The sequence below is a fragment of the Bordetella genomosp. 1 genome (assembly GCF_002261335.1).
Lineage (GTDB): Bacteria > Pseudomonadota > Gammaproteobacteria > Burkholderiales > Burkholderiaceae_B > Bordetella.
Window position 1 is genome coordinate 465,134 of record NZ_NEVL01000004.1, and the last position, 19,857, is coordinate 484,990.

A 19,857-nucleotide genomic window follows, 5' to 3' on the forward strand; every position below is an offset into this window, starting at 1 on the left:
GAGCGCTCTGCATGACATTCAAACCGGTGTATGTGGTCGACGGCGCGCGCAGCCCCTTCCTGAAGGCGCGCACCGGTCCCGGCCCGTTCTCCGCCGCGGACCTCGCGGTGCAGGCCGGCCGCGACCTGCTGCTGCGCCAGCGCTTCGCTCCCACCGAACTCGACGAAGTCATCGTCGGCTGCGCCGCGCCCTCGCCCGACGAAGTCAACATCGGCCGCGTGATCGCGCTGCGGCTCGGCTGCGGCGATCGCGTGCCGGGCTGGACCGTGATGCGCAACTGCGCCTCGGGCATGCAGGCGCTCGACAGCGCCATCACCGACATCCAGCTGGGCCGCAGCCAGCTGGTGCTGGCCGGCGGCGTCGATGCGCTGTCGCGCGCGCCGCTGCTGTTCTCCGACGACATGGCGCGCTGGCTGGCCCAGTGGTATGCGGCGCGCGGCGCCGGCGCCAAGCTCGCGCAGCTGCGCAAGCTGCGCCTGCGCGACCTGGCGCCCGTGATCGGCCTGCTCAAGGGGCTCACCGATCCGGTGGTCGGCCTCTCGATGGGCCAGACCGCCGAAAACGTCGCCACCCGCTTCGCGATCTCGCGCACGCGCATGGACGAGTACGCCGTCACGAGCCACCAGCGCGCGCTCGCCGCGCGCGAGGCCGGCCGGCTGGCCGAGGTGGTGCCGCTGGTCGACGCGCGCGGCACGGTCTATCCCGACGACGACGGCGTGCGCGCCGACTCGTCGGTGGAGCGCCTGGCGCGGCTCAAGCCCGTGTTCGACAAGCCCTGGGGCAACATCACCGCCGGCAACAGCTCGCAGGTCACCGACGGCGCGGCCTTGCTGCTGCTCGCCTCCGAAGAGGCGGTGCAGCGCCACGGCCTCGCGCCGATCGGCCGCATCCTCGACACGCAATGGGCCGCGCTCGACCCGGCCTACATGGGCCTGGGCCCGGTACACGCCGCCACGCCCATCCTGCAACGCCACGGCCTCACGCTCAACGCGCTCGACCTGTGGGAGATCAACGAGGCCTTCGCGGCCCAGGTGCTGGGCTGCTTGGCGGCCTGGCAGGATCCCGATTACTGCCGCGACCACCTCGGCACCGACCCCTGGGGCGCGCTCGACCTCGACCGCCTCAACGTCGACGGCGGCGCGATCGCGCTGGGCCACCCGGTGGGCGCCTCGGGCGCGCGCATCGTGCTGCACCTGATCGAGGCGCTGCGCGCCCGCGCGCTCACGCGCGGCATGGCGGCCATCTGCATCGGCGGCGGCCAGGGCGGCGCCATGCTGGTCGAAGCATTCCCGGCACACGCCAAGGAGGCCGCATGAGTCCGCAAGCCCAATGGCAACACTGGCGCCTGGCGCGCGACCCCGGCGGCGTGGCGTGGCTCACGCTCGACCGCGCCGGCAGCAAGGTCAACGCGCTGTCGGCCGAGGTGCTGCACGAGTTCAACCTGGTGCTCGACCAGCTGCAGGCCGACCGGCCGCAGGGCCTGGTGATCCGCTCCGGTAAAGACAGCGGCTTCATCCTGGGCGCCGACATCGACGAGTTCGATCACGTGCAGTCGGCGGAGCAGGCGCAGGCCCTGGTCGAGCGCGGCTGGACCACCTTCAATCGCCTCGCCCGCGCGCCCTATCCCACGCTCGCGCTGATCCAGGGCAACTGCCTGGGCGGCGGCCTGGAGCTCGCGCTGGCCTGCCGCTACCGGCTGGTGGCCGACACGCCCGACACCGCGCTGGCGCTGCCCGAAGTCATGCTGGGCATCTTCCCGGCCTGGGGCGGCATGAAGCGGCTGCCGGCCCTGATCGGTCCGCCCGCCGCGCTCGACATGATGCTCACCGGCCGGCGCATCGACGCGCGCCGCGCCGCCGCGCTGGGCCTGGCCGACGCGCGCGTGCCGCTGCGCCTGCTCGAGGCGGCGGCGCGACAGCACGTGCTGTCGGGCAAGCCGGCGCGCCGCGCGCGCGGGCTCAAGGCGCTGCTCAATCTGCGGCCCTTGCGCGCCCTCGTGGCCGCGCGCGCACGCAAACAGATCGCGGCAAAGGATCCGCATCGCCACTATCCCGCCCCGCTGGCCATCGTCGAGACCTGGGAAAAGCACGACGGCGATCCGCTGCGTGCGCGCGAGCAGACCGCGGCGCTGGTGCAGTCCGGCACCGCGCGCAACCTGCTGCGCGTGTTCCGCCTGCAGGAGCGCCTCAAGGGCCAGGCCCGCGCCGAAGGCCTGCCCGCCATCGGCCACGTGCACGTGATCGGCGCCGGCGTGATGGGCGGCGACATCGCCGCCTGGTGCGCCTACAAGGGCATCACGGTCACGCTGCAAGACCGCGATACCGCGCTGATCGCGCCCGCGCTCGGCCGCGCCGCCACGCTCTACGCGCGCCGCCTCAAAGACAAGCGCGCCGCCCGCGCGGCGCTCGACCGGCTGGTGCCCGACCCCGCCGGCCATGGCGTGGCGCGCGCGGACCTGGTGATCGAGGCCATCAGCGAACGCCTGGACGCCAAGCAGGGCCTGTACCGCGCGCTCGAGCCGCGGCTCAAGCCCGGCGCGCTGCTCGCCACCAACACCTCCAGCCTGTCGCTGGCCGAGCTGCGCGGCGCGCTGCAACAGCCGCAACGCCTGGTCGGCATCCACTTCTTCAACCCGGTGGCCAAGATGCCGCTGGTCGAGGTGGTGAGCTGCGCCGGCGACCCGCCCGAGGCCGGCCAGCGTGCCGCCGCGTTCGTGGGCCAGCTCGGCAAGCTGCCGCTGCCCGTGCGCGACGCGCCGGGCTTCCTGGTGAATGCCGTGCTGGCGCCCTACATGCTGGAGGCGATGCGCTGCGTCGACGAAGGCCTGTCGCCCGCCACGGTCGATGCCGCGCTCACCGCCTTCGGCATGCCGATGGGCCCGCTCGAGCTGGCCGACACCGTGGGGCTGGACATCATGCTCGACGCCGGCCGCCAGCTCACGCAACAGGCCGAGCCGCCGCAGTGCCTCACGCAGCGCACGGCCCGCGGCGATCTCGGCAAGAAGACAGGCGCGGGCTTTTATCGCTGGCACAATGGCCGCGCCGAAAAACCGCAGCCCGCCACCGCCCCCGCGGGGCTGGCCGAGCGGCTCGTCACGCCGCTGGTCGAGCGCACCGCGCGCCAGGTCGCCGACGGCGTCGTGGCCGATGCCGAGCTGGCCGATGCCGGCGTGATCTTCGGCACGGGATTCGCCCCGTTCACGGGCGGCCCGTTGCATTACCGCGCCCATCGCGGCGCGGCCTCCGCCCCGGCATCCGCCGCGGCGCCCCCCCGCGCAACCCGCACAGACACCTCGGAGACCGGCGGCAGTGGCCTTTGATTCCTCACGGCGAGCCGGCAGGCAGCACCAGCAACACCCGCAGCACCCGCAGCACCGCGCAGTGAACACGTATAAAACCACCGGAGACAAGACATCATGACCCGACGTTCCCTCGCATTGAAAACGTTGTGCGCGGCGCTCGGCACACTGGGCGCGGCCCAGGTGCACGCGGCCGGCTTCCAATTGCTCGAGCAGAATGCCAGCGGCCTGGGCAACGCCTACGCCGGCTCGGCCGCGAATCCCGAGAACGCCAGCGTGATGTACTACAACCCCGCCGGCATCACGTACCTGAAGGGCGCCAATGCCACGGCCGGCGTCAACTTCATCTGGCCGTCGTTCAAGTTCCGCGACAACGGCGACAGCCGCAATCCGGGCGCGCCGGGCCTGCCCGGCAGCACCGGCCTGGGCGGCAGCGTGCCCACCGGCGGCAACGGCGGCGACGCCGGCCACCTCGGCGTGGTGCCGAATGCGTACTTCTCGTGGCAGGTGAACGAGCAGTGGTACCTGGGCATCGGCGTCGGCGCGCCGTTCGGCCTCATGACCGAATACGACGACGACTGGGTCGGCCAGTACCACTCCAACAAGTTCGACATCCGCACCATCAACGTCAACCCGACCATCGCCTACAAGGTCAACGACCAGTTCTCGATGGGCTTCGGCCTGAACTGGCAGCGCATCGACGCCGAGTACAAGAAAAAGACCGTGGTGCCGCTGCCCGGCACGCCGTTCTTCTCCAACGGCGACGCCAAGCTCAAGCTCGACGACGACGCGTGGGGCTGGAACATCGGCTTCATGCTGCAGCCCACCGAGGCCACCCGCATCGGCCTGTCGTACCGCTCGAAGATCCGCTACAAGGCCAAGGGCGACACCGACGTCAGCAACATCTCCACGCCGCTGGGCACGCAATCGGTGTCGTACGACGCCAGCGCCAACGTCGACCTGCCCGACTCGCTGATCCTGAGCGCCTCGCACCAGCTCAACGAACGCTGGGAGCTGCTGGGCGACGTGTCCTGGACCGGCTGGAGCAGCATCCAGGAGCTCAAGATCAAGAACAGCGGCGGCCCGACCGACACGCTGCCGCTGGGCTTCCGCGACACCTGGCGCGTGGCGCTGGGCGCCAACTACAAGTTCGCGCCGCAATGGAAGTGGAAGTTCGGCGTGGCCTACGACCAGTCGCCGGTGCACAAGGCCTCCGACCGCCCGACCTCGCTGCCGGACACCGACCGCTGGTGGTTCGCCACCGGCGTGCAATGGGCGCCCACGGCGAACACCACCATCGACCTGTCGTACGCGTATCTCTACCTGCGCGACACCGACATCGACACCACCTCGGGCAGCCAGGCCAGCAAGGGCCGCGTGGCCGGCACCTACAGCGGCAAGGGCAACATCGTCGGCCTGCAGGTCTCGACGCGCTTCTGACGCCGCACGCGCAGCACCGGTCCGGGGCCGGCGGCCCCGGACGCATCCACAGGAGGTATCCGTGAGCAAGTTCACCGTCAAGCACGCCGCCGTACTGGGCGCCGGCGTCATGGGCGCGCAGATTGCCGCCCACCTGGCCAATGCCGGCGTCCCGGTGACGCTGTACGACCTGACCGCGCCCGAGGGCGACCGCAACGGGATCGTCAGGCAGGCGCTGGCCGCGCTCAAGAAGCTCGAGCCCGCGCCGCTGGCGCAGGCCGACCGCCTGAACCTCATCCGCGCCGCCAACTACGACGACGACCTGCCCGCCTTGGCGAGCTGCGATCTGGTGATCGAAGCCATCGCCGAGCGGCTCGACTGGAAGACCGCGCTGTACGAGCGCATCGCGCCGCACCTGGCGCCGCACGCGGTGGTGGCCTCCAACACCTCCGGCCTGTCGATCAACACGCTGGCCGCCGCGCTGCCCGAGAGCCTGCGGCCGCGCTTTCTCGGCATCCATTTCTTCAATCCGCCGCGCTACATGCGCCTGGTGGAGATCATCGCCACGCAGCACACCGACGCGCGCGTGCTCGACCAGCTCGAGGCCTGGCTCACCACGCGCCTGGGCAAGGGCGTGGTGCGGGCGCTCGACACGCCCAACTTCGTGGCCAACCGCATCGGCGTGTTCTCGATCCTCGCGGCCCTGCACCACACGGAGCGGCTGGGCCTGGCCTTCGAAGACGTGGACGCGCTCACCGGGCCGCGCATCGGCCGTCCCAAGAGCGCCACCTACCGCACCGCCGACGTGGTCGGCCTGGACACGCTGGCGCACGTGATCGGCACCATGCGCGAACACCTGCCCGACGATCCCTGGCATCGCTGGTTCCAGACGCCGGCCTGGCTGCAGAAGCTGATCGATGCCAAGGCGCTGGGCCAGAAGAGCGGCGCGGGCGTCTACAAGAAAACCGGCAAAGACATCCTGGTGCTCGACCCGGCCAGCGGCGAGTACCGCGCCCAGGCCGGCAAGCTGTCGGATGAGGTCGGCGCCATCCTGAAGGAGCGCGACCCGGCCAAGCGCTTCGCCGCCCTGGCCGCCAGCCAGGACCCGCAGGCGCAGTTCCTGTGGAACCTGTTCCGCGACACCTTCCACTACGCCGCGGTGCAACTCGGCAACGTGGCCGACAACGCGCGCGACCTCGACCTGGCGATGCGCTGGGGCTTCGGCTGGGCCCAGGGCCCGTTCGAAACCTGGCAGGCCGCGGGCTGGCAGCAGGTGGCGCGCGCCATCGCGGCCGACATCCAGGCCGGCCGCGCCATGAGCGACGTGGCCCTGCCCGACTGGGCGCTCGACCCCGCGCGCACCGGCGTGCACACCGAGGCGGGCTCCTGGTCCGCGCGCGAGCAGGCCTACAAGGCGCGCCGCGCCCTGCCGGTCTACCAGCGCCAGATCTTCCCCGACCGCGTCCATGGCGAACGGCGCGACGATCGCGGCGAGACGGTCTGGGAGGCCGAAGGCGTGCGCCTCTGGACCCTGCCCGCGCAGGATCCGGGCATCGCCATCCTGTCGCTCACCTCGAAAAACCACACCATCGGCGGCGAGGTGCTCGAGGGCATCCAGGAGGCCGTGCGCCGCGCCGAACGCGATTTCGACGCGCTGGTGTTCTGGCACGAGCCGCCCTTTGCCTTCGGCGCCAACCTCGAACAGGTCTACCAGGCCTGCCAGGCCGGCGAGTTCGAGCGGCTCGAGAAGATGGTCGAAACCTTCCAGCGCACCTCGCTGGCGCTGCACTACGCCACCATTCCCACGGTGGCCGCGGTGCAGGGCATGGCGCTGGGCGGTGGCTGCGAATTCCTGATGCACACCAGCCGCCGCGTGCTCGCGCTCGAGAGCTACATCGGCCTGGTCGAGGCCGGGGTCGGGCTGATCCCCGCGGGCGCCGGCAGCAAGCTGCTGGCCGCGCGCGCCGCCGCGCTGGCCGCCACCACGGCCACGCCCGCCGAGGTGTTCCCCTATCTGCAGCCGGTGTTCCAGAACATCGCCACCGCGCAGGTCGCCAAGAGCGCGCTGCAGGCCATCGACATGGGTTATGCGCGCGCCACCGACACCATCGTGTTCCATCCCGACGAGCTGCTGTGGGTGGCGCTGCGCGAGGCGCGGGCCGCAGCCGACGCCGGCCACGTGCCGCCCCTGCCGGTGCGCGGCATCCCCGTGGCCGGCCGCACCGGCGTGGCCAACTTCGAGATGGTGCTGCTGAACATGCGCGAAGGCGGCATGATCAGCGCGCACGACTACCGCGTGGCGCGCAGCGCCGCGCTGGCGCTGTGCGGCGGCGAGGTCGAGGCCGGCACGCGGGTCGACGAGGAATGGCTGCTGGCGGTCGAGCGCCGCGAGTTCGTGGCGCTGCTGCGCACGCCCGAGACCCAGGCCCGCATCCGCCACACCCTGGACACCGGCAAGCCGCTGCGCAACTGAGGAGCCGAACATGAGCAAAACCCTGCAAGACGCCTACATCGTCGCCGCCACCCGCCTGCCCACCGGCAAGCGCAACGGCATGTACGCCACCGTGCGCCCCGACGACATGCTGGCCGCGGTGCTCCAGGGCGCGCTGGCCCAGGTCCCCGGCCTGGATCCCGCGAACATCGAAGACGTGATCGCCGGCTGCGCGATGCCGGAGGCCGAACAGGGCATGAACGTGGCCCGCATCGGCCTGTTGCTGGCCGGCCTGCCGGACTCGGTGGCGGGCGTCACCGTCAACCGCTTCTGCGCCTCGGGCCTGCAGGCGGTGGCCGACGCGGCCGCACGCATCCGCCAGGGCGACGCCGACATCATGATCGGCGCCGGCACCGAGTCGATGAGCGCGATGCCGCAGATCATGGGCAACAAGGTCGCCATGAACCCGGCGATCTTCGCCCACGACGAGATGCTGGGCATGGCCTATGGCATGGGCCTGACCGGCGAGAAGGTCGCCGAACGCTGGAAGGTGTCGCGCGAAGACCAGGACGCCTTTGCGCTGGCCTCGCACCAGAAGGCCTGCCAGGCCATCGCCTCGCGCCACTTCGAGGCCGAGACCACGCCCTATCTGATCCGCAGCCACCTGCCCGACGGCCAGAGCGGCGCGATCAAGGTGGTGGAGCGGCTGGCCGAGATCGACGAGGGCCCGCGGCCGGATTCCAGCCTCGAGGCGCTGGCCCGATTGCGGCCGGTGTTCGCCGCACGCGGCTCGGTCACGGCGGGCAACAGCTCGCAGATGTCCGATGGCGCCGGTGCCGTCATCCTGGTGTCCGAGCGCATCCTGCGCGAGTTCAACCTCACGCCGCTGGCGCGCTTCGTGTCGTTCTCGGTGGCCGGCGTGCCGCCCGAGATCATGGGCATCGGGCCCGCGCAGGCCATTCCCAAGGCGCTGGCGCGCGCCGGCATCCAGCAGGACGACCTCGACTGGATCGAGCTCAACGAGGCGTTCGCGGCGCAGTCGCTGGCCGTCATGCGCGAGCTCGGGCTCGACCCGCAGAAGGTCAACCCGCTCGGCGGCGCGATCGCCCTCGGGCATCCGCTGGGCGCCACCGGCGCGATCCGCACGGCCACCCTGGTGCACGGCCTGCGCCGCACCGGCAAGCGCTACGGCATGGTGACCATGTGCATCGGCACCGGCATGGGCGCGGCCGGGGTGTTCGAGGCGCTCTGACATCGTGAAGCTGCAATGGCTCGAACGCCTGCCCGCCGCCTGGCGGGCCCCGCTGCTGCGCATCGGCTTCAATCTGCATCCGGCCTTTCGCGCCACCGGCGGGCGGGTCGAGTGGGTGGCGCCGGACTTCCGCTCGCTGCGGATCCGGCTCAAGCTCACCCGGCGCACGCGCAACATCGTGGGCTCGCTCTATGGGGGATCGCTGTTCGCGATCACGGACGGCGCGCATCCCACGCTGCTGATGCTGGCGCTGGGCCGTGACGTGATCGTCTGGGACAAGTCCGCGTCGATCCGCTATCGCCGTCCGGCCTACGGCACGGTATATGCGGACTTCACCCTGCCCGACGTGGAAATCGCGCAGGTGCGCGCGGCGCTCGCCCGCGATCACGAGACGACCCGCAACTACACCGTGGAAATCAAGGATGCGCGCGGCGAGCTGTACGCCGTGGTCGAGCGCATCGTGTACATCGCCGACAAGGCGTTCTACCAACGCAAGAGTTCCGGAGTGCCGCCATGCCCCTCGCCTTCCGAAGGTTCGCCGCCCTGACCCTGGCCGCGCTCACGCTGGCCCTGCCCGCCGCGGGCCACGCCCAGGTGCGTGTGAGCGGGGTCGACCTGCCCGAGCGTATCCGCGCCGGCGACCATGCGCTCGTGCTCAACGGCGCCGGCACCCGCACCCGCTTCGTGGTGAAGGTGTACGTGGCCGCGCTGTACCTGCCCGCGCCGCGGCGCGATGCGGCCGCGATTCTTGCGCTCGATCAACCGGCGCGCATCGAGCTGCGCTTGCTGCGCGACATCGATGGCGATACGCTTTCCGGGGCCCTGCGCCAGGGCCTGGCCGACAACACCGACGCCGCCACCCGGGCGCGCATCGCGCCGCAGGAGGCGCGCCTCGATGCCGTGATGAAGTCGGTCGGGCAGGCGCGGGCCGGCGACGTGGTCGACCTGGACTTCTCGCAGGAGGGCGTGAGCGTCGCGTACAAGGGCCAGTTGCGCGAGCGCATCGAAGGCGCCGACATCGCCCGCGCGCTGCTGCGGGTCTGGCTCGGCGACAAACCCGCCCAGGCCTCGCTCAAGGAAGCGCTGCTGGGCGCGGATCGTTGAGCCCGCAAGCATTCGAATAAAATCCCATCCGCTGGCCCTCACGGAACGGAGCATGGAAAAAATCTGGCTGCAAAGCTATCCGCCCGGCGTTCCTGCCGAGATCGATCCCGCCATCTATGGCTCCCTCGTCGAGCTGCTGGAGCAGAGCTGCCAGCGCTACGCCGGCAACACCGCGTTCATCAGCATGGGCGCCACGCTCAGCTACGCCGAGCTCGATCGCCAGTCGCGGGCCTTCGCCGCCTGGCTGCAGTCGCGCGGCCTGGCGCGCGGCGACCGCGTCGCGCTGATGATGCCCAATCTACTGCAGTACCCGATCGCGCTGTTCGGCGTGTTGCGCGCCGGTTGCGTGGTGGTGAACTGCAATCCGCTCTACACCCCGCGCGAGCTCGAACACCAGCTGGCCGACGCCGAGGTGAGCGCGATCGTGATCGCCGAGAACTTCGCCCACACGCTGGCCCAGGTGCAGCCGCGGCTGCGCATTCCCAACGTGGTCGTCACCTCGGTGGGCGACCAGCTCGGCGCGCTCAAGGGCCGGCTGGTCGACTTCGTGGTGCGGCGGGTCAAGCGCCTGGTGCCGGCCTGGCAGCTGCCCGGGGCGCTCGCCTGGCGCGACGTGACGCGCCAGGCCCGCGGCCTGCCGTTCACCCCCGCCACCCTGACCCACGACGACCTCGCGTTCCTGCAGTACACCGGCGGCACGACCGGCGTGGCCAAGGCCGCGATGCTGAGCCACGGCAACATGGTGGCCAATCTCTGCCAGGCCCATGCCTGGGTGAGCCCGCTCGTGACCGAGGGCGAGGAATGCATCGTCACGGCCCTGCCGCTCTATCACATCTTCGCCCTCACGGCGAACTGCCTGACCTTCATGCGGCTGGGCGCGAGCAACCTGCTGATCCTCAATCCGCGCGACATCGGCGGCTTCATCCGCGAGCTGAGCAAGACGCCGTTCACCTGCTTCACCGGCGTGAACACGCTCTTCAACGCGCTGCTCAATCACCCCGACTTCGACCGGCTCGACTTCTCGCGCCTGCGCATCACGCTGGGCGGCGGCATGGCGGTGCAGCGGGTGGTGGCCGAGCGCTGGCTCGCGATCACCGGCACGCCGCTGGCGCAGGCCTACGGCCTGACCGAGGCCTCTCCGGCGGTCTCGCTCAACCCGCTGCGCGACGAGGAATTCCATGGCTCGGTCGGCCTGCCCGTGCCCTCGCTCGAACTGTCGGTGCGCGACAAGGACGGCAACGAGCTCGAGCAGGGCCAGGTCGGCGAGGTCTGCATCCGCGGGCCGCAGATCATGCGCGGCTACTGGCGCAATCCCGAGGAAACGGCGCAGGCCTTCCACGCCGACGGGTATCTGCGCACCGGCGACATCGGCTATGTCGACCATCGCGGCTTTCTCTATCTGGTCGATCGCAAGAAAGACCTGATCCTGGTGTCGGGCTTCAACGTCTATCCCACCGAGATCGAGGACGTCGCGGCGGCCTGCCCCGGCGTGCGCGAGGTGGCCGCCGTGGGCTGGCCCGACGCGCATTCGGGCGAGGTGGTGAAGCTGTTCGTGATCCGCAGCGACCCGCAGCTCAATGCGCAGGCGGTGATCGCCTATTGCCGCAAATATCTCACAGGCTACAAGGTGCCGCGCGCGGTCGAGTTCCGCGACGACCTGCCGCGCACCAACGTGGGCAAGATCCTGCGCCGCGAGCTGCGTCCGCCCCAGGCCGAGTTCGACGCCGCGCAGGCGCCGGCACCGCGCTGACAGGGCGGGTTCAGCCCGATCCCCGCAGTTTGGTCCCCGCAGTCCGGCCCCCGCAGGCCACCCCATCAGCCCGCTTCCCGCAGCCCCGCTTCCCGCCTCTGGCGCCGAAAAGACAAAAGGCCTGCAAGCAATGCTTGCAGGCCTTTCGAATATGGCGCGCCCGGCAGGATTCGAACCCACGACCCCTTGGTTCGTAGCCAAGTACTCTATCCAACTGAGCTACGGGCGCTAAAGAGGCGAAATTATATCGCCTTTTTTGGTTTTGTCCAATCCAGGCGCGGCGAGCGGGGCAACCGCCTCAGGCCAGCGCGGGATAGTCGATATAGCCGTGCTCGCCGCCGCCATAGAAGGTGTTCTTGTCGGGCTCGTTGAGCGGGGCCTTCTGGCGCAGGCGCTCGACCAGGTCGGGGTTGGCGATGTAGGCCTTGCCGAACGCCACCAGGTCGGCCTCGCCGCTGGCCACGACCTGCTCGGCCAGCTTGCCGTCGTAGCCGTTGTTGACCATCCACGCGCCCTTGCCGCCGGCGTCGCGATAGGCCTGCTTGAAGCGGGCGTAATCGAACGGCGCGGCGCCCTGCTGGAAGTCGCGCGGGCCGCCGGTGGCGCCCTCGATCACGTGCACATACGACAGGCCGTACGCGCCGAGCCTGGCCGACACGTAGTCGAACAGCGGCTGCGGCTGGTCGTCGCTGGCGTCGTTGGCGGGGGTGACGGGCGAGAGGCGGATGCCGACCCGGCCGGCGCCGATCTCGGCGGTGAGCGCGTCCAGCACCTCGAACAGCAGGCGCGCGCGGTTTTCGATGCTGCCGCCATAGGCGTCGGTGCGCTTGTTGCTGCCGTTGCGCAGGAACTGGTCGATCAGGTAGCCGTTGGCGGCGTGCAGCTCGACGCCGTCGAAGCCGGCGTCGATGGCGGCGCGGGCCGCGCGGCGGTAGTCGGCCACGATGCCGGGCAGCTCATCGAGCGCGAGCGCGCGCGGCGTGGAGGTGGGCGCGAAGCTGCCCTTGCCATCCGCGTCGATCAGGTAGGTCTTGGAATTGGCCTGCACCGCCGACGGCGCCACCGGCGCCTGGTTGTCCGGCTGCAGCGAGGTGTGCGAGATTCGGCCCACGTGCCAGAGCTGCACGACAATCTTGCCGCCCTTGGCATGGACGGCGTCGGTCACCCGGCGCCAGCCCGCCAGTTGCTCCGGCGCGTACAGGCCCGGCACGTCCGCGTAGCCCTGGCCCTGGTGCGAGATCGCGGTGGCCTCCGTGATCAGCAGGCCGGCGCTGGCGCGCTGCGCATAGTAGGTGGCCGTGATCGGCAGCGGCACCGCCTTGGGCGAGCGATTGCGCGTGAGCGGCGCCATGACGATGCGGTTCGCCAGCTTGAGATCGCCTGCGGTGACGGACTCGAACAGATTGGACATGCTTGACCTCGCAATACGTTGAGTGAGGAACGGGAGGACCGGGGCGCGCGTCAGAGGCGCGCGCCGAGGTCCTGGAGAAAAGCCTGGATGCGCGGCTCGTTGCGCTGATAGAAGACCCACTGCCCGACCTTGCGGCTGGTGATCAGCCCGGCGCGCGACAGCACCGCCAGATGGGCCGACACCGTGGACTGCGACAGCCCGCAGCGCTCGAACATGCCGGCGCACACCCCTTCCGACAGCGGGTGTTCCTGGCCGGCGAAATGCCGTTCCGGCTCCTTGAGCCAGCCCAGGATCTCGACGCGCAGGGGATGGGCCAGCGCCTTGAGAATGAGGTCGCGGTCGGGCGTGTCGGGGGCGGGGGAAAGGGAGGTGTTCATTGCGGATCGACGGCCTGGCCGGGGGAGGCTGGGTGTGCGCCTGGCGGGCATAAGCTTATATTCGTATATCGCAATATAGCGATATACGGCCCACTATAGCGGGAGGGTGGCGGCGCTGTCCAGCGTGGCATGCCCGGCGCGGCACTGTCCTGCCTGCGCTGTCGGCCTGCTTCCAGTCCGATGCCGGCAGTCCGCTTGCTGTAGCCCGCTTGCTGCAGCCCGCTTGCTGCAGTCCGCTTCCCGCAGCCCCACTTCCCGCCTCTGGCGCCGAAAAGACAAAAGGCCTGCAAGCAATGCTTGCAGGCCTTTCGAATATGGCGCGCCCGGCAGGATTCGAACCCACGACCCCTTGGTTCGTAGCCAAGTACTCTATCCAACTGAGCTACGGGCGCTAAAGAGGCAAAATTATATCGCCTTTTTTGGTTTTGTCCAACCACTATGACGTTTTCGCGTCAGCCGGACAATTCCGTCAATCACTTCCAGCGGCAGGTGCCGGGGCCGCAGGCCGATGCGGCAGCGATGCCACATCCCCACACTACGCCTTTTCGGCGCACCGTGCTGGCTTTCGAGAAAGCCGCACGGGACGACCCGCGTGCCGCTGTGCGAGGCACAGCAAGCAACACCCCTGCTGAAAGACAAAAGACCTGCAAGCAGCTTGCAGGTCTTTCGAATTTTGGCGCGCCCGGCAGGATTCGAACCCACGACCCCTTGGTTCGTAGCCAAGTACTCTATCCAACTGAGCTACGGGCGCTCAAGAGGCGTGTTTATAACATGCCGTTTGCATCCGCACAAATCGCCAGCCGATTTCCGGCACTGTTTGCGCAAAGTTTGCCCGAAAACGGCATAAAACCCGTGCAACGGTTGCCCACGGAGGCCTTCTGCTCTACGTTGACAGGGACGGACACCCGGACAGACCCCCGGGTCGCTTGCGGTACCATCGCCCTCCTTCACCGTGGTTCTTGCTGTTTTTCTCCGTGTCCCGTATCTATCGCCCGATCCCCCGCCCCCTGACTCATTTCCTGCGCTGCGCCTGGCTGCTGTTGCCGGCCCTGGCCGCCGCCCAGACCTCGCCCCCGGCCGGCGCCACCGACGCCGCCACGCTGCCCACGGTCACCGTGTCCGGCACGCGCCTGGAAACCAGCGTGATGGACACGCCGGCCTCGGTCGACATTGTCGACGGCGCCCGGGTGCGGGCCGATGCGATGCAGATCAACCTCTCGGAAAACCTGGCCGGCGTGCCGGGCCTGCAGCTGCAGAACCGCCAGAACTACGCGCAGGACCTGCAGATCTCGATCCGCGGCTTCGGCGCGCGCTCGACCTTCGGCGTGCGCGGCCTGCGGCTCTATGTGGACGGCATTCCGGCCACCATGCCCGATGGCCAGGGCCAGACCTCCAACATCGACATCGGCACCATCGACCGCGTCGAGGTGCTGCGCGGCCCCTTCTCGGCGCTCTACGGAAACTCGTCCGGCGGCGTGCTGCAGGTCTATACCGAAGACGGCCGGCAGCCGTCGAGCCTGACGGCCGGCGTCGCGGCCGGCAGCAACGGCACCTGGCGCTACAGCGCCCAGGCCAACGGCGCCACCGGCAACGGCGTGGGCGACATCGATTACGTGGTCGGCGTGTCGCGCTTCACCACCGACGGCTACCGCGATCACAGCGGCGCGCGCAAGAACCTGGCCAATGCCAAGATCGGCCTGCGCCCCGACCAAGACAGCCGCCTCACGCTGGTGCTCAACAGCGTCGACCTGACCGCCAACGACCCGCTCGGCCTCACGCGCCAGCAGTACGAGAGCGACCCGCGCCAGGCGCCGCTGGCCGAGCAGTACAACACGCGCAAGACGGTCAACCAGACCCAGGGCGGCCTGCTCTACGAGCGCGCGGTCAACGCCGACAACGACCTGCGCGTGATGGTCTATTACGGCCAGCGCGAAACCACGCAATATCAATCCATCCCGCCCGGCCCGCAGATGAATCCGAATCACGCCGGCGGCGTGATCGACCTGCAGCGCGACTATGGCGGCGCAGACCTGCGCTGGACCTCGCGCCTGAAGGTGGCGGGCAGCCCGCTCACGCTGGTGGGCGGCCTGGCCTACGACAGCCTGCGCGAAACCCGCCGCGGCTACGAAAACTACGTCGGCACGGGCGCCTCGCAGGTGCTGGGCGTCAAGGGCGCGCTGCGCCGCGACGAGCGCAACGAGGTCTACAACGTCGACCCCTATCTGCAGGCCTCGTGGCAGTTCGCCGAGCGCTGGACGCTCGACGCGGGCCTGCGCTACAGCACCGTGCGCTTCGACTCCGACGACCGCTACATCACCGCCGGCAACGGCGACGACAGCGGCAGTGCACGCTACCGCCGCGCGCTGCCGGTGACCGCGCTGCGCTATGCGGTCTCGCCCGACACCAATGTGTATGTCTCGTATGGCCGGGGCTTCGAGACGCCCACCAGCAACGAGCTTTCGTACCGGCCCGACGGGCTGAACGGCCTGAACCTCGCGCTCAAGCCCAGCGTCTCCGACAACCTGGAAGCGGGCGTGAAGACGCGCGTGGGCGAAGGGCTGCTGACGGCCGCGGTGTTCCACAGCACCACCGACGACGAGATCGTCTCCGCCGGCAGCAACAATGGCCGCACCAGCTATCGCAATGCCGGCCGCACGCGCCGCGACGGCGTCGAGCTGGCCTGGAGCGGGGCCGTGGTGTCGAACCTGCGCGCCGACATGGCCTATACCTACCTGCGCGCGAAGTATCGCGACGACGTGGCGGGCAGCGGCATCGCGGCCGGCAACGACATCCCCGGCATCGCGCGCCAGTCGGCCTATGCCGCCCTGCGCTGGGCGCCGCCGCAGGGCTTTCACGCCGGCGTGGAGGGCCGCTACCTGAGCCGCATCCATGTGAACGACGCCAACAGCGATTCGGCCTCGGGCTACTTCATCGCGGCGCTGTCGGCCGGCTATCTGTGGCAGGCCGGCCCCTGGACCTTCGACGCCTTCGCGCGCGTGGACAACCTGTTCGACCGCGACTACATCGGCTCGGTGATCGTGAACGAGGGCAACCTGCGCTACTTCGAGCCGGCGCCCGGCCGCACCTGGGGCGCGGGCCTGACCGCCAGCTATCGCTTCTGACGCGCCCGCGGGCTAGCTGGCGAAGCGCAGCCGCGCAAAGCTCGCCACGCTGGCCAGGCCGGCACAGGCCGCGCCCAGCCACAGGGCCCACACCGTGCCCTGCTGGCCGGCCAGGTTGAAGCAGGCCGCCACCAGCGCGGCGCCCGACGATTGCCCGAGCAGGCGCACCGTGCCCACCATCCCGCTCGCGCCCCCGGCGCGTCCGGGCGGCGCGGCGCTCATGATGGCACGCAGATTGGGCGACTGGAAAAAACCGAAGCCGGCGCCGCACACGGCCATGCGCCAGCAGATGTCGAACACCGACGGATCGGCCGGCAACAGCGCCATCGACAGCATGCCCAGCGCCAGCACCGCCAGCCCCACCCCGCCCAGCAGCCCGGCCGGATGCCGATCCGACAGCCCGCCCGCCAGCGGCGCGACCAGCGCCACCACCACGGCCCACGGCGTGATCAGAAAGCCGGTCTCGACCTGGGTGTAGCCCAGCACCTGCTGGAACAGGAACGGCAGCGACACGAATGCCAGCGCCTGCGTGGCGAAGGAACAGACCGCCGTCGCCGCGGACAGCGCGAACACCGGGCGGCGCAACAGGTCCACGGCCAGGATGGGCGCGGGATGGCCCGACTGACGCCACAGCAGCAGGCACAGGCACAGCGCCGCGCCGCCCAGCTCCAGCGTCACGCGCAGGAGCGGCGCATGGTGGGCCAGCTCGGACAGCCCCAGCACCAGCAGCGCCAGAAAGCCCGCGCACAGGATGGCCGCGCTGCGGTCGAAGCGGTGGCCCGAACGTTCGGTGGCGGGCAGGCCGCGCAGGCCCAGCACCAGCGCGATCACGCCGAACGGCACGTTCACCAGGAACAGCCAGTGCCACGAGCCATAGGCGAGGATCACGGACGCGACGGTCGGACCGGCCGCGAACGACAGCCCCACCACCAGCGCGTTGGTGCCGAGCGCGCGGCCCAGCGAATGCGAGGGGTAGATGAAGCGCACCAGCGCGCCGTTCACGCCCATGATGCCGGCCGCGCCCAGGCCCTGCACCGCGCGCGCGATCACCAGCTGCGGCAGCGAGGTCGCCATGCCGCAGGCCAGCGACGACAGCGTGAACAGCACCAGCCCGGCCATGTACATGCGGCGATGGCCGTAGACGTCGCCCAGCGCAGCGGCCGGCAGCAGCGCCGCCACCATCACCAGCTGGAACGCGCTGATGACCCAGATCGACGAGGATTCGGCGGCGTTCAGTTCGCGCGCGATCGTGGGCAGCGCCGTGTTGGCGATCGCCGTGTCGAGGCTGGCCATCGCCACCGCCATCATCACGGCCAGCATGGCGCCCAGACGATACTCGGGCGGCAAGCCGTCGCCGGCCGGGTACAACTCATTGCGGGAGAAGGACAGCATGACGGATGCGTGCGAAGGCCGCCGGCGGCGGCTCAGACGGAATCAGGGAAGCGGCCACTATACTCCCGCGCCCCGCTCCTGCCCGCACAATCGGTTGTGTGCTCAACGGATGGACGGGGGCACACGGGATTGACACCTCGCGCCGAGACGCCTACTCTGTACCAATTGGTACAGAGCATCGGCCATTCATCCCGCGCGGCTGCGCGCCGCCCTTCCCCTGGAGTCCGTCATGTCCGAACAACGCCCGCCGCTGCCGCCCTTCTCGCGCGAATCCGCCATCCAGAAAGTCCGCGCCGCCGAAGACGGCTGGAACTCGCGCGATCCGGCCAAGGTCGCACAGGCCTATACCGTCCATACCGCATGGCGCAATCGCGCCGAGTTCGTCAACGGCCGCGCCGAGGTCGTGGCCTTTCTCACGCGCAAGTGGGCGCGCGAGCTCGACTACCGCCTCATCAAGGAGCTCTGGGCCCACGACGGCAACCGCATCGCCGTACGCTTCGCCTATGAATGGCGCGACGACTCCGGCTCGTGGTTCCGTTCCTATGGCAACGAAAACTGGGAGTTCGACGACAACGGCCTGATGCGCCTGCGCTACGCCTGCATCAACGATCTGCCGATCAGCGAATCGCAACGCAAGTTCCATTGGCCGCAGGGCCGCCGGCCCGACGACCACCCCGGCCTGTCCGAGCTCGGGCTGTAGGAGGCCCGCGTGGTTCGTCGCATCACCGAACGCGCGGATGCCGTGGCCGCGCTCGCCGAAGTGTTCCGCGAATGCGGCTTCGAGGGCGCGAGCCTGGCCCGCATCACGGCCGCCACCGGCCTGGGCAAGGGCAGCCTCTATCACTTCTTCCCGGGCGGCAAAGACGAGATGGGCCAGGCCGTGCTGGCCCACGTCGATGCCTGGTTCGAGAGCGAGGTGTTCGCACCGCTGCGCGACGCGGCCGATCCGGCCGGCGGCATCCGTCACATGCTGCGCGCCACGCGCGACTACTTCCAGTCGGGCCGCCGGGTGTGCCTGGTCGGCGTGTTCGCGCTGGGCGGCGAGCGCGACCGCTACGCCAGCCAGGTGCACGCCTATTTTCACGAATGGAACCGGGTGCTGCGCTGCGCGCTGCGGCGCCTGGGCCATGCGCCCGGCGCGGCCCGCGCGCTGGCCGAAGGCACGCTGGCCGAGATCCAGGGCGCGCTGGTGCTGGCGCGCGCCTGGGACGAGCCCGCCGCGTTTGCCCGCGCCATCGAGCGCTGCCAGGCCCGCCTGCTCGGCGCGCCGGACTGAAGGCTCAGGGCGAGGTCGCGGCCTCGGCGCGCAGGCGCTCGCGCAGCGCCAGGCTGGCGCGCCCTTCCTCGGTGAGGAATTCGACCAGCGCCGGCAGGGCCGCGCTCATGGGCCGATGATCCTGCTGGCGCATCACATAGCCCCACGATCCCGCCACCCGGAACTGCGGCACCAGCGCCACCAGGCGCCCGCTCGCCAGTTCCTCGTCGATCAGCGGCGCGCGGCCCAGCGCGATGCCGACGCCGGCCACGGCCGCCGCCACCAGCGTGCTCATGCCGCTCAGGATCACGGGCTCCTGGCCCTGCCGCTCGGGCAGGTTCAGGCGCGCGCACCAGGTGCCCCAATCGGTTTCCGGACTGTCGATGTGGCGCTCGACCAGCCAGCGGTGTTCGAGCAGCACGCGCGGATCGCCGCGCCGCTCCGGCGCGACCAGGTCGGGGCTGCAGACCGGCACCACGGTCTCGGCCAGCAGCGGCAGGTCGCCGGCGACCGGGCCGCGCGGCCCGCGCTCGCGCGTGTGCAGGAAGGCGAGGTCGATGTCCTGGGTCTGCCAGGCCGGGTCGAGATTGGCGTGCAGGAACACCTGCACGTCGATGCCGGGATGCATGGCGATGAAGCGGCCGATGCGCGGCGCCAGCCACAGCGCGGCCAGCGAGGGGTTGACCGAGATGTTCAGCGTCTGGCGGCCACGCCCCGCGGCGGCGCTGCGGGTGTTGCGGCAGGCGGTGGCCAGCAGCGTGAGCGCCTGTCGCACGGAGGCCAGCAGATCGGCGCCGGCCTCGGTGACCTGGGCCCGCCGGACAGTACCGCCTCGGTGCAGCAGGATTACACCCAAGTCGGCCTCCAGCGCGCGCAGCTGGTGGCTCACCGCGCTCTTGGTGACGTGCAGCTCGGCCGCCGCGCTGCTCAGGCTGCCCAGCCGGGCCACGGCCTCGAAGGCGCGCAGCGCGGCGAGCGGCGGCATGTGCTGGGGCAGATCGGCGGCGGGGCGTTTGCTCATCGGTTGAGTTTATCTCAACCCATGA

General features: G+C 70.3%; 15 protein-coding genes and 3 tRNA genes. 11 read left to right on the forward strand and 7 right to left on the reverse strand.

The genetic code is table 11. The annotated features are described in order from the left end of the window. The first annotated feature begins 11 nt into the window (after positions 1-11). From CEG14_RS19005 to CEG14_RS19040, 8 genes are all read left to right on the forward strand, one after another. Positions 12-1,316, forward strand: a complete 1,305-nt coding sequence (locus CEG14_RS19005) for an acetyl-CoA C-acetyltransferase (RefSeq protein ID WP_094827958.1) — start codon at positions 12-14, stop codon at positions 1,314-1,316. Then, a complete protein-coding gene (locus CEG14_RS19010; RefSeq protein WP_094827959.1) occupies positions 1,313-3,319 on the forward strand; it encodes a 3-hydroxyacyl-CoA dehydrogenase NAD-binding domain-containing protein in 2,007 nt (668 codons plus the stop codon). The genes CEG14_RS19005 and CEG14_RS19010 overlap by 4 nt, the downstream gene beginning before the upstream one ends. A 96-nt stretch (positions 3,320-3,415) precedes the next feature. Further along, positions 3,416-4,738, forward strand: a complete 1,323-nt coding sequence (locus tag CEG14_RS19015; protein WP_094827960.1) for an OmpP1/FadL family transporter — start codon at positions 3,416-3,418, stop codon at positions 4,736-4,738. 61 nt (positions 4,739-4,799) lie between these two features. Then, a complete protein-coding gene (locus tag CEG14_RS19020; protein WP_094827961.1) occupies positions 4,800-7,190 on the forward strand; it encodes a 3-hydroxyacyl-CoA dehydrogenase/enoyl-CoA hydratase family protein in 2,391 nt (796 codons plus the stop codon). 10 nt (positions 7,191-7,200) lie between these two features. Continuing rightward, positions 7,201-8,400, forward strand: coding sequence for an acetyl-CoA C-acyltransferase (locus tag CEG14_RS19025; protein WP_094827962.1), 1,200 nt, complete (start codon positions 7,201-7,203; stop codon positions 8,398-8,400). A 4-nt stretch (positions 8,401-8,404) separates the two neighbouring features. After that, positions 8,405-8,947 (forward strand): PaaI family thioesterase, encoded by a 543-nt coding sequence (locus tag CEG14_RS19030; RefSeq protein ID WP_094827963.1) that lies wholly within the window; start codon positions 8,405-8,407, stop codon positions 8,945-8,947. Further along, positions 8,914-9,504 carry a chalcone isomerase family protein gene (locus tag CEG14_RS19035; RefSeq protein WP_094827964.1) on the forward strand — a complete coding sequence of 197 codons (591 nt, stop codon included), beginning with the start codon at positions 8,914-8,916 and terminating at the stop codon, positions 9,502-9,504. The genes CEG14_RS19030 and CEG14_RS19035 overlap by 34 nt, the downstream gene beginning before the upstream one ends. 52 nt (positions 9,505-9,556) lie before the next feature. Continuing rightward, positions 9,557-11,254, forward strand: a complete 1,698-nt coding sequence (locus tag CEG14_RS19040) for an AMP-binding protein (protein ID WP_094827965.1) — start codon at positions 9,557-9,559, stop codon at positions 11,252-11,254. A gap of 152 nt (positions 11,255-11,406) precedes the next feature. On the opposite strand, the gene CEG14_RS19045 is transcribed toward CEG14_RS19040, so the two are convergent. The 5 genes from CEG14_RS19045 to CEG14_RS19065 form a co-directional block, all read right to left on the reverse strand. Then, positions 11,407-11,483, reverse strand: a tRNA-Arg gene (locus CEG14_RS19045). Between the two features lie 69 nt (positions 11,484-11,552). Then, positions 11,553-12,665, reverse strand: a complete 1,113-nt coding sequence (locus tag CEG14_RS19050) for an alkene reductase (protein ID WP_094827966.1) — start codon at positions 12,663-12,665, stop codon at positions 11,553-11,555. Between the two features lie 50 nt (positions 12,666-12,715). Continuing rightward, positions 12,716-13,042, reverse strand: a complete 327-nt coding sequence (locus CEG14_RS19055; protein WP_094827967.1) for an ArsR/SmtB family transcription factor — start codon at positions 13,040-13,042, stop codon at positions 12,716-12,718. A 315-nt stretch (positions 13,043-13,357) separates the two neighbouring features. Further along, positions 13,358-13,434, reverse strand: a tRNA-Arg gene (locus tag CEG14_RS19060). Positions 13,435-13,716: 282 nt separating this feature from the next. Then, positions 13,717-13,793, reverse strand: a tRNA-Arg gene (locus tag CEG14_RS19065). Positions 13,794-14,037: 244 nt separating this feature from the next. On the opposite strand from CEG14_RS19065, the gene CEG14_RS19070 reads away from it, so the two are divergent. Continuing rightward, positions 14,038-16,164, forward strand: a complete 2,127-nt coding sequence (locus CEG14_RS19070; protein WP_373454216.1) for a TonB-dependent receptor family protein — start codon at positions 14,038-14,040, stop codon at positions 16,162-16,164. A 12-nt stretch (positions 16,165-16,176) separates the two neighbouring features. Here the strand turns inward: CEG14_RS19070 and CEG14_RS19075 are convergent, their stop codons facing one another. Further along, positions 16,177-17,556, reverse strand: coding sequence for an MFS transporter (locus tag CEG14_RS19075; RefSeq protein WP_094827968.1), 1,380 nt, complete (start codon positions 17,554-17,556; stop codon positions 16,177-16,179). Between the two features lie 229 nt (positions 17,557-17,785). Between CEG14_RS19075 and CEG14_RS19080 the strand changes: the two genes are divergently transcribed. Then, positions 17,786-18,256: a nuclear transport factor 2 family protein gene (locus CEG14_RS19080; protein WP_094827969.1), complete on the forward strand. Its 471-nt coding sequence runs from the start codon at positions 17,786-17,788 to the stop codon at positions 18,254-18,256. A 9-nt stretch (positions 18,257-18,265) separates the two neighbouring features. After that, positions 18,266-18,832, forward strand: a complete 567-nt coding sequence (locus tag CEG14_RS19085; RefSeq protein WP_176461529.1) for a TetR/AcrR family transcriptional regulator — start codon at positions 18,266-18,268, stop codon at positions 18,830-18,832. A 4-nt stretch (positions 18,833-18,836) separates the two neighbouring features. Here the strand turns inward: CEG14_RS19085 and CEG14_RS19090 are convergent, their stop codons facing one another. Next, a complete protein-coding gene (locus CEG14_RS19090) occupies positions 18,837-19,832 on the reverse strand; it encodes a LysR substrate-binding domain-containing protein (protein ID WP_094827970.1) in 996 nt (331 codons plus the stop codon). Positions 19,833-19,857: the final 25 nt, after the last annotated feature.

Coding starts and splice junctions, on each gene's coding strand:
- CEG14_RS19005 (WP_094827958.1), top strand. CDS start 12: ATGACATTCAAACCGGTGTATGTGGTCGACGGCGCGCGCAGCCCCTTC.
- CEG14_RS19010 (WP_094827959.1), top strand. CDS start 1,313: ATGAGTCCGCAAGCCCAATGGCAACACTGGCGCCTGGCGCGCGACCCC.
- CEG14_RS19015 (WP_094827960.1), top strand. CDS start 3,416: ATGACCCGACGTTCCCTCGCATTGAAAACGTTGTGCGCGGCGCTCGGC.
- CEG14_RS19025 (WP_094827962.1), top strand. CDS start 7,201: ATGAGCAAAACCCTGCAAGACGCCTACATCGTCGCCGCCACCCGCCTG.
- CEG14_RS19035 (WP_094827964.1), top strand. CDS start 8,914: ATGCCCCTCGCCTTCCGAAGGTTCGCCGCCCTGACCCTGGCCGCGCTC.
- CEG14_RS19040 (WP_094827965.1), top strand. CDS start 9,557: ATGGAAAAAATCTGGCTGCAAAGCTATCCGCCCGGCGTTCCTGCCGAG.
- CEG14_RS19050 (WP_094827966.1), bottom strand. CDS start 12,665: ATGTCCAATCTGTTCGAGTCCGTCACCGCAGGCGATCTCAAGCTGGCG.
- CEG14_RS19055 (WP_094827967.1), bottom strand. CDS start 13,042: ATGAACACCTCCCTTTCCCCCGCCCCCGACACGCCCGACCGCGACCTC.
- CEG14_RS19075 (WP_094827968.1), bottom strand. CDS start 17,556: ATGCTGTCCTTCTCCCGCAATGAGTTGTACCCGGCCGGCGACGGCTTG.
- CEG14_RS19080 (WP_094827969.1), top strand. CDS start 17,786: ATGTCCGAACAACGCCCGCCGCTGCCGCCCTTCTCGCGCGAATCCGCC.
- CEG14_RS19090 (WP_094827970.1), bottom strand. CDS start 19,832: ATGAGCAAACGCCCCGCCGCCGATCTGCCCCAGCACATGCCGCCGCTC.